The organism is Frankia sp. BMG5.23 (assembly GCF_000685765.2).
In the GTDB taxonomy this organism is placed as follows: domain Bacteria; phylum Actinomycetota; class Actinomycetes; order Frankiales; family Frankiaceae; genus Frankia; species Frankia casuarinae.
The window spans coordinates 1-13,019 of sequence record NZ_JDWE01000077.1; the positions used below are offsets into that span (position 1 = coordinate 1).

The 13,019-nt window shown below is 68.3% G+C and carries 14 protein-coding genes; 5 read left to right on the plus strand and 9 right to left on the minus strand.

Features of this window, described 5'->3' with window-relative positions; all coding sequences use genetic code 11:
* Positions 1–260: 260 nt before the first annotated feature.
* From BMG523DRAFT_RS25490 to BMG523DRAFT_RS20305, 4 genes are all read right to left on the minus strand, one after another.
* Entirely contained in the window at positions 261–446 is a 186-nt protein-coding gene (locus BMG523DRAFT_RS25490) for a hypothetical protein (protein ID WP_043592014.1), read from the minus strand.
* A 515-nt stretch (positions 447–961) separates the two neighbouring features.
* Positions 962–1,279 (minus strand): hypothetical protein, encoded by a 318-nt coding sequence (locus BMG523DRAFT_RS25495; RefSeq protein WP_035734514.1) that lies wholly within the window; start codon positions 1,277–1,279, stop codon positions 962–964.
* A 941-nt stretch (positions 1,280–2,220) separates the two neighbouring features.
* A complete protein-coding gene (locus BMG523DRAFT_RS20300) occupies positions 2,221–2,841 on the minus strand; it encodes a hypothetical protein (protein ID WP_134351751.1) in 621 nt (206 codons plus the stop codon).
* A 17-nt stretch (positions 2,842–2,858) separates the two neighbouring features.
* Positions 2,859–3,500, minus strand: coding sequence for an ATP-binding protein (locus BMG523DRAFT_RS20305; protein ID WP_023840391.1), 642 nt, complete (start codon positions 3,498–3,500; stop codon positions 2,859–2,861).
* A gap of 384 nt (positions 3,501–3,884) precedes the next feature.
* Here BMG523DRAFT_RS20305 and BMG523DRAFT_RS20310 point away from each other — a divergent pair, with 384 nt between their 5' ends.
* Positions 3,885–4,757, plus strand: a complete 873-nt coding sequence (locus tag BMG523DRAFT_RS20310; protein WP_023840392.1) for a helix-turn-helix transcriptional regulator — start codon at positions 3,885–3,887, stop codon at positions 4,755–4,757.
* A 13-nt stretch (positions 4,758–4,770) separates the two neighbouring features.
* Positions 4,771–4,980, plus strand: a complete 210-nt coding sequence (locus BMG523DRAFT_RS20315; RefSeq protein WP_035734520.1) for a DUF397 domain-containing protein — start codon at positions 4,771–4,773, stop codon at positions 4,978–4,980.
* Between the two features lie 118 nt (positions 4,981–5,098).
* Here the strand turns inward: BMG523DRAFT_RS20315 and BMG523DRAFT_RS20320 are convergent, their stop codons facing one another.
* The 5 genes from BMG523DRAFT_RS20320 to BMG523DRAFT_RS25500 all read right to left on the minus strand — a co-directional run bounded on the left by BMG523DRAFT_RS20320 (position 5,099) and on the right by BMG523DRAFT_RS25500 (position 9,415).
* Positions 5,099–6,202, minus strand: coding sequence for a glycosyltransferase (locus BMG523DRAFT_RS20320; RefSeq protein ID WP_035734513.1), 1,104 nt, complete (start codon positions 6,200–6,202; stop codon positions 5,099–5,101).
* On the minus strand, positions 6,203–7,333 hold the full coding sequence (locus BMG523DRAFT_RS20325) for a TRM11 family methyltransferase (protein ID WP_023840395.1): 1,131 nt from the start codon (positions 7,331–7,333) through the stop codon (positions 6,203–6,205). It lies immediately after the preceding gene.
* Positions 7,334–7,375: 42 nt separating this feature from the next.
* On the minus strand, positions 7,376–8,374 hold the full coding sequence (locus tag BMG523DRAFT_RS20330; RefSeq protein ID WP_023840396.1) for a GNAT family N-acetyltransferase: 999 nt from the start codon (positions 8,372–8,374) through the stop codon (positions 7,376–7,378).
* Positions 8,367–9,062, minus strand: coding sequence for a class I SAM-dependent methyltransferase (locus tag BMG523DRAFT_RS20335; RefSeq protein ID WP_043592015.1), 696 nt, complete (start codon positions 9,060–9,062; stop codon positions 8,367–8,369). The genes BMG523DRAFT_RS20330 and BMG523DRAFT_RS20335 overlap by 8 nt, the downstream gene beginning before the upstream one ends.
* Before the next feature lie 143 nt (positions 9,063–9,205).
* Positions 9,206–9,415, minus strand: a complete 210-nt coding sequence (locus tag BMG523DRAFT_RS25500; RefSeq protein WP_160323737.1) for a hypothetical protein — start codon at positions 9,413–9,415, stop codon at positions 9,206–9,208.
* Positions 9,416–9,457: 42 nt separating this feature from the next.
* Here BMG523DRAFT_RS25500 and BMG523DRAFT_RS20340 point away from each other — a divergent pair, with 42 nt between their 5' ends.
* The 3 genes from BMG523DRAFT_RS20340 to BMG523DRAFT_RS20350 are packed head-to-tail and all read left to right on the plus strand — an operon-like array spanning position 9,458 to position 12,296.
* Positions 9,458–10,354 carry a glycosyltransferase gene (locus BMG523DRAFT_RS20340; protein WP_043592016.1) on the plus strand — a complete coding sequence of 299 codons (897 nt, stop codon included), beginning with the start codon at positions 9,458–9,460 and terminating at the stop codon, positions 10,352–10,354.
* On the plus strand, positions 10,354–11,520 hold the full coding sequence (locus tag BMG523DRAFT_RS20345; protein ID WP_023840399.1) for a glycosyltransferase family 4 protein: 1,167 nt from the start codon (positions 10,354–10,356) through the stop codon (positions 11,518–11,520). Before BMG523DRAFT_RS20340 ends, BMG523DRAFT_RS20345 begins: the two co-directional genes overlap by 1 nt.
* Complete coding sequence (locus tag BMG523DRAFT_RS20350) at positions 11,517–12,296, plus strand: PIG-L deacetylase family protein (protein ID WP_023840400.1); 780 nt, start codon at positions 11,517–11,519, stop codon at positions 12,294–12,296. The genes BMG523DRAFT_RS20345 and BMG523DRAFT_RS20350 overlap by 4 nt, the downstream gene beginning before the upstream one ends.
* The last annotated feature ends 723 nt before the right edge of the window (positions 12,297–13,019 follow it).

Genomic DNA, 13,019 nt, shown 5'->3' on the forward strand with positions numbered 1-13,019 from the left:
CACGTCCCGTCATGGTTCCCGCTCAGGCGGAGCCCGGCAGCGGGCCGCCCCGCGAGGAGGTGAGTCCGTCGCGCCGCCGTGACCTACTCGGCACCGGCATCCTNCTTGCCGCCAGCACCGCCACGACTGGCGCCACCAGCCGCGCCGCGCAGATCTCCCGCGCCATCGCCGCGTCCACCCCGGACCCCCTCAGTGTCGCCCAGCTCCACCAGGGCATCCAACGCCTCACCCGGATCTACTCCACGACACCGCACGCGGATCTACTCGGACCCGTCGAACAGGCGTGGGACGATGCGGAAGCCCGGTTGGAAACCAGAGTCACCGGCACCGACCGTCGCGACCTCGAACTCCTCGCCGGCCAATACGCCTTCTACCGTGGTCGACTCGCCTTCGACATGGGCGATGACGACGGCGCGTTGACGTTCTTCGTCCTCGCCGCTCAACACGCCCAGGCAGCCGGTAACCCACTACTTGCCGGATCGGTTGCCGCCATGCGCTCCGCCGTGGCCTTCTTCGCCCGCGAGTTCGAGACCGCTGCGGACATCGCCGCCCAGGCCCAGCCGCAGGCGCACCCCTATATCGTCCCGCTCCTCGCCTGCGCACAGGCCCGCGCCTACGCCATCACCAGCCGCGAAGACGAAGCACTAACCGCCTTGCGGACCATGAATGATCATGTCTGGACCGGCAACCGCCTGCCAGGACCTTCACCGATCGACGAAGAGTCCAGCGAAGCTTTCAATGCGGTGGTACTCGGCTATCTCGGCAAGGGTGACGAAGCCGAGCCACACGCCCGCGCATCGTTGGCGATGCTCAGCGGAACCGGACGGTACGTCAGCACCGCCGGCACCACCCCTTGGTCACACATGGCAAGTGGTATTCGCGTATCGGCCGTAGGCGCCGGTGGGCGCGCAGGGCGCGGTGTTCTGGGCATATGGGCGACGGCGGTCCCTTGCTCGGGAGATCAGGCGGCGGGTGGTCGCCGGACGAGCACGCCCGCGATGAGGGTGGCGACCGCTGGCGGGACGGGCGGGGCCTCGGCGAGCGTCTCGGCCATCCAGCGCGCTACCGCGTCGGCGTCATCGCCGTCCGATTCGGCATCGTGGGCGTCGCGTGTCCTGGCGGCAGAGTGGAGCGTCGGCCCGCTGGCGTCCGGCGCCGCTGTGAGGTCGTCTCTGTCCGTGCCCGCCGTGCCGGTCTGCGGTGGCCCGTCCCCGGTCTGTGCTGGCTTGTCGTGCGAATCGGCGGAGGCAGGACGGCGGAGGCGGGACGGATCGACCACGGCACCTCACACAGAACGGGCGGGAGGAATTCGGCGTATAAACGCTAACCGCGCCATCCGTTTCTGCCAAGCGCGCGCATTCCGCCGGCCACTCCCGCCCATGACCATGATTAGATACGATGCCGGTAATGGCACTGAGTCTTGGCCCACTTGGGTACGGGTCAGATGTCCGCTGATCTGCACCGATGCGCCAGTCCGGGTGTACCCGCTAAGCAGGTACGCCGTTAGGGTCTCCGTTGGGGCCGCGCACAGGGCATCGGTTAGGACATGCATCAATCAGGACATTTCCTCGCAAAAGCGGCCCGGGTATGTGAGTGAGATCACAGAGGAAAAGGGTTCTCTGTGGTCCTGCTGGCACCCTCTGCGGGCCGCATGCCGTCCGTGCCAGATGTCGCTGTCAGGGAAGGCCGACCGTCAGGGCTATCGGATGCCCGTAAGACGCGCGAGTCGTCCTGCCTCCGGAGAACGGCACGGAAAGGGGCCACGTCGCGTATCCGCGGCCCGCATTTATACTTTGAACAGTACCCGTTGGGTATTTAAGTCGCGGAGTGCTTGGGTGGGTGTGAAAGGTGCTGTGACCTGCGCCGGCGCGATATTTCGGACCCGCCCATCTTTATGGGTAGTCCGATGGGCGATCCGGTGGGGGATCCGGTGGGCGGACAGACAGGATGCCGGACAATTCCATTAAATGGGGCTTAGCGGACATGTGGGAGGCTGTCGCGCGTCGGTGCCCAGCGGCCGGGGCCACGGCCGTCCAGATGTGAACACGTGACCTGTAGAGGTACGAGTCGGGCTGTGCTCGGATAGTACCAGCGGGCGTGCGACCTGCGCCAGCAGGCACCGCCGGGTAGCCGCTCAGATGGGGGACCGGCACGGAGACCGGTACGGCCACCCGACAGGCAGGGGGTTTGCCGTCGCCCTCCCGTGCACTCTCCCGGCTGTCACTCGTGGCGGCCTGGGACACACCAGACGATCTCGACGGAGGGGGCCAGAAACGCGTACGTCGCATGCGCGCGGTCGATGCTGGAGAAGCTGGCCCACAGGTTGCCGTCCGGGCTCACGACGTTGACATGGTCGCGGCAGTCGAGCCCCCACGCGAGGATCGGGGAGTCGTCGTGGTCGGCACCGTCGTCGACGAGCGCAAACAGGCGTGGTGCCTGCCGGGCAACGAACGCCGTGAGTGGTTCCGCTGGTCCGGGCGCAGTGGCGGGCGGTCGTGGGTCGGTCTGTCCGTCGTCGCTGGTCGCGGGATGGTGGAGGCTGTCAAGTGTCATGGGTGCTCCTTCGTGCTGGCTGGGTGTGCGCTGTGTGGGGTAAGGGTCGGCGAGACCGAGAACGGCCGAGGCCGCCGCGTCAACCTGGTGACGGGCGGCTGTGAGGTGACCGGCCCCGACCCGCTCGGCGTGGTCGTAGGCGTCCAGGGCGTCGCAGAGCGCGGCCCATCGGCGGGAGGCCGGATCGATCGGGGGGACGAACAGACCGAGTACCTGCGCGATCTGGTCGGCTGGTACCAGCTTGCGCATCCCGGCCAGCAGCACCACAGGTCGCAGGTGCTCAGGCACGGCAGAGCGGACGATCGTCATCGGCGGGTCGCCTCCGGCTGGATGCCGCGGTGGCGGGTGCCGGTGTGGTGCCAGTCGGTCCTGCCATGCCTGGGGGATGGGCGGTGCCAGTCATCGAGGCCGCGTAGACGGTCGATGACCCGTTGTAGGGTGGCCGGATCGTTGCGGAAGGTGACGGGGGCGGCGGGGGCTGGTACGGGCGCAGGTGCACGGGTCGGCAACGCCGCGGTGCTGCCGGTGGGGACGGTTGGCGTCGCGGCCGGGAGCTGTGCCCAGACCACCTTCCCGCCGGTCCGGCCCAGATACCAGGCCCATCGCAGGCTGACCGCGTCCACCAGCGCGAGGCCGCGCCCGTTCTCCTGGTCCGGCTGCGCGACAGTCAAGACGGGTGGGGCCGTGCTGGCGTCCCACATCTCCACGGTCAACACTGCGTAGCAGACGGTCAGCCGCAGCGCGACGCCGCCATCCGGGTGGCTGGTCTTCACAGCGTTGGAGGCCAACTCGCACGCGACGAGTTCGGCCACGTCAACGGTGTCCGCGTCGACCGACCAGGCCGTGAGCGTGCGGACCGTGCTCGCGCGAGCGTCGGGAACAGCGGCAGCGATCGACGGGAAGTGCGCCACGGCTACCCGGATCACGGGCGACGGGTCGGCGTTCACGCTGAGCCCCTGATCGTGCCCGGCCGCAGTCCGGCCACAACATCACACACAAGATCTCCCCGCCCCGTTGTCGCTGGCTTGGCGCTGTCCCCACCGGGCCTTGCCTTGCGGCGGTTCCTCCGGCGGGGACAGCGGATTGTGTGGAGGGCAGGCCGCGCCGCCTGTTGACCGACGTCCACCCGCGTCGCCCCCTGTCATCTCGCCGGGCCACGCGCGTCTGGAGGCGAGGCCCCTGATTGCCACGGATCGTGGCGATGTACTGTCCCGTAGCATGCCCCCGCATCATGCTGTTTTGCAAGGTATGCATGGGCATCCTTTGCGGAAGGCTGTGGGGTAGCAGGTCACAGGGGGCAGAGCGCCGCCTGGAAGCGAGAGGAGCACTCTGTGCCGAGGCAACGTCAGGCACCGCCGACGGTGCGGTCCCGTCGGCTGGCGTTCGAGCTGCGCCGCCTACGCGAAGCCGCTGGTCTCACCCGGGAGCAGGTCTCCGAGGAGACCGGGATCAACCCTGCCACGCTCTACCGGCACGAGACCGCCACCGCCAGCTCCCGCCCCCAGCGCCGCACGATGATCGCGCTGCTCAACATGTACGGCGTTACTGACCAGCAGCGCGCCGACCTCCTCGCCCTGTCCCGAGAAGCCGACGCACAGGGCTGGCTACGGCCCTACCACGCCGAGCTGCCGGAGCACTACACCGCCTACATCAGCTTCGAGGCCGAAGCCCGCACCGTCCGCAACTACGAGTCCCTGTTCATCCCCGGCCTGCTCCAGACCGAGGACTACGCGCGTGCCGTCATCCGCGGCAACCTACCCATGGCCAGCCAGACCGAGATCGACCAGCGTGTCCAAGCCCGAATGGAACGCCAGGCCCTGCTGGCCAAGGAGGACCCGTTGCGCCTGTGGGCCGTCGTTGACGAGGCCGCTGTTCACCGCCAGGTCGGCGGGCCGAAGGTCATGCATCGGCAACTGGCCAGGATCACCGAGGCTGCCGGCGAGCCGCACATCACGGTCCAGGTCATCCCGTACGCGGCCGGCGCGCACGCCGGCATGCTCGGGTCGTTCGTGCTCATGGACTTCCCGAACTCGGCCGACCCTGAGATCATCTACGTCGAGAGCATGGCCGGTGACCTGTTTCTGGAGGCCGAGGCCGACATCCGGCGGTATAGATTGTCCTTTGACAACCTCGCTGCCGTGGCACTCAGCCCTGACGACTCGACGAGCCTGATCGCCAGCCTGGCAGCGGAGGGCAAGGAGTGAGAAGGTGCGGACCGTGCAGCAGGTGGATCTCTCCGCAGCAGTGTGGCGCAAGAGCAGCTACAGCGGCGGCAACGGCCAGTGCGTTGAGGTCGCCTTCCTAGACGCCGGGCTAGTCGCTGTGCGTGACTCCAAAAACCAGGGCGGACCTGTTCTGATCTTCACTCCGGGCGAATGGGATGCGTTTCTCGGCGGTGCGAAGGACGGAGAGTTCGAGCGGCCGTAGGCGCCCGCTGTAGAACAGCGAGTGGAGTAAGGCCATGCTACAGAGGGGCCGCACCGACGGCATCGCGTGCGACAGCAGCTCTTGGGCGCAGTCGGACGGGAGAAGGTGTTCTCATCGGTCAGGAGACGATCTCCCGTAGCAGTTTGTCGAGCGAGCCCGCTCCGGCGTCGCGCGTCGGTCCACTGCCCTGAGTACCAGGACGCAGCAACGACCGGTCCGCGCAGGCGGCCCGCAGAAGCGCGACCAGGCCATCCACGTCATCGTGGACGATGTGGTGGAAACGGGCGGCACCCGGGATCGCCAGGAGTGCCGCTCCGGACGGGCAGATCGCGATGACCGGAATGCCAACGGCAAGGCAGTCATACGCCTTGGCCGGGATACGTGACTCCACGGCGCTGGCGTGGTCGAGGGTGATGACCGCGGCATCCGCGCGGGCGAGTCTTGCGTAGAGCGCGGGGCGGGAGATGGCGGGTTCGCGGGCCGCCCGGACAGCGATGGTGGCGGCTGCGTCCCCAACGACGGTGAGCGTGGCGGTCTCCGGTCCGACGCGGTCGAGCGCGGTGGCGAGGATGCCAGGCCCGTTGCGTCCATACCAGTAGCCGCCGAAGACGAGATCGAGCGGTGTGCCGTCACGGCGCCGGTCTGCCATCGGTTGCGGCACGCCGGCCAGGTCGGCGGGATCGAACCCGTTCGGAACCGAAAAAATCTTGTCGTTTGGCACTTCCAACCGTGCGGCGAGCAGGCGCCCGAAGGCAGGGCCTCCCGCGAAGGTCACGGCACGGGCCCGTCGGAGGGCGACGCTTTCCAGAGCTCCGGTGATCCGCGCCAGCGCAGGGGGGTGCGCTCGGGCGCTCCACGGATCGCGGTAGTCCACGACAACGAGCAGACCGCGGCGGATCAACGTCGCGGCGGCGAGGAGGGAGAACGGGGGGACGGAGACGACAACCACGCCGTGGCGCACAGCTCGCAGCGCTGGCAGCGAGCGCCAAGCCACGGCTGGCCGCACGTCGCCCTCGATACCCGCCTGCTCCAGCGCCTGGCCGACTGACGGCGGCAGGCGATCCACGACGGCTTGGATCGGCGACCGCCGCGCCGGTGGCACGTCAAGCACATCGACGTGCCAGCCGCGAAGGATCAGACCTGCCCGTAGCGCGGCAACGCGGCTGCTGACCGCTCCAGGTGCGGCAACGCCGGTCGTCACGAAGGTGACCTGATGTGGCACCTACATCGTCGCCGTTGTGGTGGGTGAATCCTCCAGATCGGAGTTCCTGGCGTCCTCCGAGCGGCCGTAGGCCCAGATCCTGGTGGGTGTGCCGAGCAGACGCAGCGGATGGGCGCCAAGGAGGGTCAGCCCGCGCGGGTTCCTGGGTACCGGTGGTGGCACGAGGACGACGACCCGTCCGCCGGGACGGGTGATCCGGGCGAACTCGCGCAGCGCGTCACGCAGCCAGGCATGCGGGTCCCCGTCAACCGTGAACTGTTTCCCGAACGGGAGGTTGCTCACGACAGCATCGAAACCGCCGTCGGGATGCGGCAGCTTCAGCGCGTCCGCCTGCTCCAGGCGGATTCCCGGGAGGTTCGTGCTGGCGATGTCGACCGCCTCCGGGTCGACGTCCGAGCCACGCGCCTGCCAGCCGAGGTCGAGCGCTTCGCGGATGATCGTTCCTGACCCGCAGCAGGGGTCCAACAGTTCGCCGGGGTTCTGCCCAGCCAGGCGGACCATCGCGGCGGCGACGACTGGGCGCAGTGCCCCGTGACGTTCGCTTTCCCTGCCCTCGCCGTGTTGTCGCATCCGCCGGTCGGACAGCCGCAGGCCGGCGAGGAAGTGGCCCTTGCGGTATTCGAGTACCCAGATCTCCAACTCCGCCGGGTCGGCAGGGCGCCACCGCGGCCGATGCGTGGCGATCGTGTCAGTGACGGCACGGCGTAGTTCGGTCCGCTTGAAACGGCGTTCGTCCAGGACCCTGGTGATCACGCGATAGGTCATCGCGGAGCCAAGGTGGCGGACGAACCGGGCCCAAACCGACAGTGCCCGTTCCAGGCCGGTACGGGTGACGAGCGCCGCGGCAACCTGACGAGGCCCTGCGTTGCCGTCCGCTTCGCCGATCGTGGTGAACACGTCCTCGGCGAGCCTGAGATCAGACAGCTCCCACTGGGCTCCTCGGCGTGCCTGGAAACGGACGATGTCGGCGCGTCCGTCGAAGCCGGGCTTGTCGTCGGGGTCCAGGTCCGGATGGTCGGTGATCTCGGACGACAGGAGCCCGCCCAGGCCGGGCAGGGTGGCAGCGAGGAACCCGGGGACACCCGGACGAGACTCTGCCGGGTGCCGCGTCCTTTCACGGTGACCGGCCATGACCCCCAACCTACCAATGATCTGTCGCAGGTCGGTGAGCCCTCATCCCGGGGCCAGAACTTCGCGGAGATGCCGAGGGGAAGCGCCAAGATCGAACTTGTACGGCTCGTCACCCCGCCCCATCTCGATCAGGCTGACTCCTTCCTGGATCGCGGCGGCGGCTGCTTCGGCGAGAAGCTGGTGGCTCGGGCAGTAGCCGGCGAACTCCGGGTCGAAAGTGCTCATGTAGAGCAGGTCGGCCGAGCCCAGCCGGAAGTACAGGGCCTGCGCGATGGGGCGGTCCAGGTACAGAAGCTGGGCAAGCAGGCAGCGGCCGGTCCGGGCGAGCCCGCTGGCGGCGGTGGCGAGGAACTCGGGGAAACGAGGGTGGCGGTCCATCACCGGGAGTTCGTCGAACCTGCCGCGCGTCCGCCAGGCGGCGAGCCGGGCGGCGACGAAGTCGGGGATCGCGTCGTGGAGCTGGACGGGTTCGGTGATCCTGGTCATGGTGAGAGGGCCGGACCGCTCGCAGGCGCGGCGCAGCCGGCGCAGTTCCCGCCAACGGCCCCGAGACCAGCCGGGTATGCACGCCAGCGAGCCCCACGCCGAGTCCGGTTCGCGCAGGTGCAGGACCGGCGCAGGAGTGCCGGGTCGGTTCGGCGCGAAATCGACCAGGACACCGGCAGGCCGGACGTCGGTCAGGAGAACCGACGCCGTCGACGGCGACCGCGAGACGATCTCCTGGACGAGCCGTGCCACGGCTGGCCCGGCGTGCGGTGACTCCGGCCGTAACCGGACGTCGTGCTCGTCCCCGAGTGGGCTCCCCGCCCAGGTCAGTCCGTTCGCGCCGGCCGTCAGCGGCAGAATCCCGAGCGGACCGCTCTCGGTGGAGTTGGCGACCAGCAGCCGAGGCGAGCCGAGATCGGGAAAGAACCGCCAGGCGGCGAGGCACCAGGCCGGCGAGGTGAAGATGCCGCTGGCACCGTCGGCCGGCATCTCCTCCCAGACCGGAGCGTAGGCGGTGGCCTCCGCGAGCGTCGTGCACGTCGTGACGTCAATCACGGGCTGACTGGAACGGGCTGTAGTCGAAGCGGCCGAAGTAGTCGCGGAGCAAAGGAATGATCTGTTCCTGGCCGGAGAACGCCAGCTCCCGCCCTCGGATCTCGTTCTCCCAATGCACGGGAGTGGTCCAGATCCGCTGGTCGGAACGCCACGTGGTGGCCACCGGAGCCGGGACGAACTCGACGAGCGACAGCCACACCTGCTTGGGGACGAACAGCAGCTCGTCGTCCTCGTGGAACACCAGCCAGCGGTGCTTCTCGTATCCGGGATACCGCGGTGTCAGCGGTCCGACGTCCACGTCGAAGGTGCACTCGATCCACACGGATGGAACTTCGACGTAACCGCGGCGGGCCACCCTGCTCAGCTCTCGGCACACTGCGATCGGGTCGCGAACGTCCTCCAGGGTCTGTCCGCAGAAGGCGAAGTCGAACGACTTGTCGTCGAACGGCCAGGGGGTGTCGCAGATGTCGAACTGGTGCCACGTCGAGGCGTCGTACCGCTCGGGTCCAGGGCCCAGGCGACCGCCGCCCGCGCGGGTGTCGTACGGCAACAGGTCCACCACGTGGTCAGCGCGGTTGAGTGGCTTCCACCATCCGCCGACGTCGACTACCTGATCGTCAGGGCTGACGCGGGCCAGCGCCGCGGCGAGATTGTCCGGATGTGGGTCAGGAAAACGGATCAGATCCATATCACCCGGATGCTACGATCCTCCCGTCCTGATGCCAAGGGTAGTCAGGTTGTGACGGGGGATGGATGGTGGGCGGTGGCCGGGACCAACGGGTGCTCTTCCTCACCCATCACCTCCCGTGGCCAGCGTCCAGTGGCGGGCGGCTACGCGAAGCCCAGCTCCTGGAGCGGCTTGCCCACCGATTCGATATCGATCTTGTCGCGATCTCGAAGGTTCCGGAGGCTGACCGCCGCGCGGTCGACGAGGCTCTTGTCCGGGGAATTCGCGCGCAGGTCTTCGCGGCGCACCAGTCGCCTCGCCCGCGTCTCAGCCCGCATGTCAGACGGCATCGGTCCGCCAGTGCGCGTGCTCACCTCGCTTCCTGGTGGTCGCGCCACCAGGACTGTCTGGTTCACGTGGAAGGGCATTACCTGCTCGGACTGCTCCCGCCCCCGGCCCGCTCGCGTGCCCTGGTCGTCGAACACAACATCGAATCGTCTCTTCTCTGGCAGCAGGCAGACCTCGCGACCAGCGGCCGGGAACGCCGACGACTGCGCAGCGCCGCCACGCTGACGCAGGACACGGAGCGCCTTGCCTGGCGGACGGCGGCGGCCGTCGGAGCGATCACCCCCGAGGACTGCGCCGTGATCCGTCGGCACGCGCCGTTCGCCACGGTCCACCATCTGCCGAACGGAGCCGATCACCTACACGCCGCACCCGTCCCATGCGCGGACAGGGACGCGGCAGTCAGCGACCTGTTGTTCGTCGGGAACTTTGCCTACCCGCCAAGCCAGGATGCGGCCAGATGGCTGCTTACCGTGATTTTCCCGGCAGTGACGGCGAGCCGCCCTTCGACGACCCTCACCTTCACCGGCTCCGGTCCGCCGACATGGCTTGTCGAGGCCGCTCGTGTCGACCCGCGGGTGAGGGTCACTGGCCCGGTGCCCGACCTCACCGGATGGCTGGACGCCGCACAGGTCGTCGTCTGCCCTCTCCGTATCGGCGGGGGCGTGAAGGTCAAGGTCCTGGAAGCCCTCAGCCGGGGACGGGCAGTCGTCACGACATCGGTGGGCGTCCAGGGCCTCGGCGAGCTACCAGCAGGAGCGGTCCTCGTTCGAGACGACGCCTCTTCGATCGCCCAGTCCTGCCTGAGCCTTCTCGCGTCGGCCGAGATCCGCCGGTCCCAGCAGGAATGCGCACAGGACGCGGTGCGACTGCTGCCCACCTGGGACCAGGCCGCCGATGCGCTGGCCCGAGTATGGGATTCGTGGGCCGGTGTCACCCGCCGTCCCGACCTGGCTGTCACACCCTGATGAGCAGCGGAGCGCGCCGGGTCCTGCACGTCATCGTTCCGCAGAAGGCCGGAGCGGTCGGCGGAGCCGACCTTCACGTCCGCGACCTCGCCGTCGCGCAGCGCCGGGCAGGAAGCTGGCAACCGCTGATCCTGGCCCCGCGAGCTACCGCTCACTATCTCGGCCTGCTGAGTGAGGCGGGTCTGCCCGTCGTCACCACGCCGCCACCGCATGGTATCCGCTGCCTGGCGGAGCTGCCCCGCAGACACGGCGTCGCGCTCGTCCACGCCCACGGCTACGAGGCCAACTACCTCCTCGCGTCCATGCGGCTGCTGACCGGCACGTGGCGACGCATCCCGGCCGCGGTCACGGCGCACGGCTGGATCGAGACGACGCGATGGCTTCACCTGAAGTCCGCGTTGGACCGCCGCAGCGGTCGCGTTGCCGCCATCGCCTTCGCCACAGCCCACCGGCATGTCCACCAGCTCGACCATCCGGGCCGGACCGCCAGCATCGTCGTCCACAACGGCATCGACCCGCCGGACCCTTCGCGCCTGGAAGACCTGCGCCGGAACCGTCAGCACCTGCGGCGCACACTCGGCGTCCCGCCAGACTGCTTTCTGGCCGGGACGGTTGGCCGCCTGTCCCAGGAGAAGAGACTCGACCTCTTTCTTGAGGCAGCTCGATCCGTGGCGGCGGCCAGCCCTGCCGCGCATTTCCTTGTCGTTGGCGGAGGAAGCGAACTGCCGCATCTCCGAAGCATCGCCGTCGCACTCGGTCTCGACCAGCGAGTGACCTTCACCGGCCTCGTGGACGACACGACCTCGATCTACGCCGCGCTCGACGTCATGGTGCAACCCTCCGACATCGAAGGCTCGCCACGCACGGTTGTGGAAGCCATGGCCCATGAAGTACCTGTGGTCGCTACCGACGTCGGAGACGTCGCCCACCTGCTCGACTTCGGGAACGCCGGTGTCCTGATTCCTCGGCGCGACACCACGGCCTTGTCCGCGGCGGTTCTCGACCTCCTCGGCAATGGAGAAAAGGCACGCGCGCTCGCCAAGCTCGGGCGCCAGCACTATACGCGGAATTTCACGCTCGACCGGATGTGCCGAGCAGTCGCCGACGGCTACGATCTTGCCTTCGACGGGAAAGATGCTCCGCAACGTGCGGGGAAGCCAGCGTGACCGGTGTCGACGGCACGCAGCTGATCGTCTCTCCGCATCTCGACGACGCCGCGCTGTCCGCAGGCGCGTGGATCGCGGAGCTGGCAAGCGCCGGGACGGAGATCCACGTCCTGACCTTGTTCGCGGGTTTCCCCGCCGACAACGACCTGTCTCCGGTGGCACGGGATTTTCACGACCGCTGTGGCCTGCCGCATAACGGCACCGCCTTCGAGATACGGCGCGGCGAGGACGCTGCTGCCCTCACCATTCTGGGGGCACACGCCCACCACGCAGACTTCCACGACGCGATCTACCGACGCCGGCCGGACCGCGCCTGGCACTGCACCCACGGCCAAGCGATGTTCGACACCTCGCTTCCAGCCGAACCCAACCTACGGTCGTCCCTTGAGGCAGCCATCGAGACGCGGTGCCACCGGCTACGACCCACCCGCATCCTGACCTGCGCGGGAATCGGCCATCACGTGGACCACCGTGCCACACGAGACGCAGCCCTCAGCGTGGCCGGCAGACTTGGAATCGCGGCCGAGACCTGGGAGGATCTCCCATACGCTGCGGAGGCAACGGCAGAGCGCCCGGACGTCGCGGGCACACCCATAGTTCGAGCACCAGCCCCTGAATCATGGTCACGGAAGTACGCCGCCATAGCGAGCTACACCAGCCAGGTCCGGATGCTGTGGCCTCAGGGACAGGACTGGGTGGAAGCGCTCAACGAGCATGCTCTCGCCCACGACGCGGATGGCGCCGGCGAACTCTACTGGACGATAGAACAAGAATAGAAGTGCTTCGTCGCGGGTCCGGTAGCCGCGTCCCCGCCGTCACCCGCGATGTGACAACCATGTTGCCATTCAAGATCGCTGTGCAGGTGCGATGCCCAGCGGGGGTAGTCATAGTGGACTGGTCAATGTGGACCAGTGATCGCTGGCATCGACCGTGCATATCACAGCGTCGCAGGTCAGCGCCCTGGTACCACCGACGCTCCGGGCCACTGGCTTTTGCATCGGCCCCCGACGACGCCGCGTCCTGCCACAGGAGGCGCTTCCCCGCACGATGACGGCGCTTCCCTGACGGCGGCACTCCCACTGTCTCTTCGGCCCCTTCACGCTCGACCCCGCCAACGGTCCAGAGTCGGCCATGGGGGGGATACGTCGGGAAGACGGTTCAACACGCCAGCATGGTTCTCTGCGGCTATAGCGGGCATACGATGAAGGCCCCCGACGCCGTCTGCCGGGGGCATTTCTGCGGTGACGTGGGCTACCGGCAATGCCACTTCCACTATTTGGATCTTGGCTGGCTGTGGTGTGTCGGTTCGGGTGGATCTGCCGGGTTGACGGCATGATCCTGGGCTGTGACGGACACGGGTAGCCAGCTGACGGACTGGATTTCGTTGGGGGTCCTGACGTCGTTCGTCTCGCGGGACGCGGTTGATGGGGCGGTCGAGGCGACCGGGAGAGGTGCCCGGCGTTCCGACACGACGATCCCGCCGCGGGTCGCGGTCTACT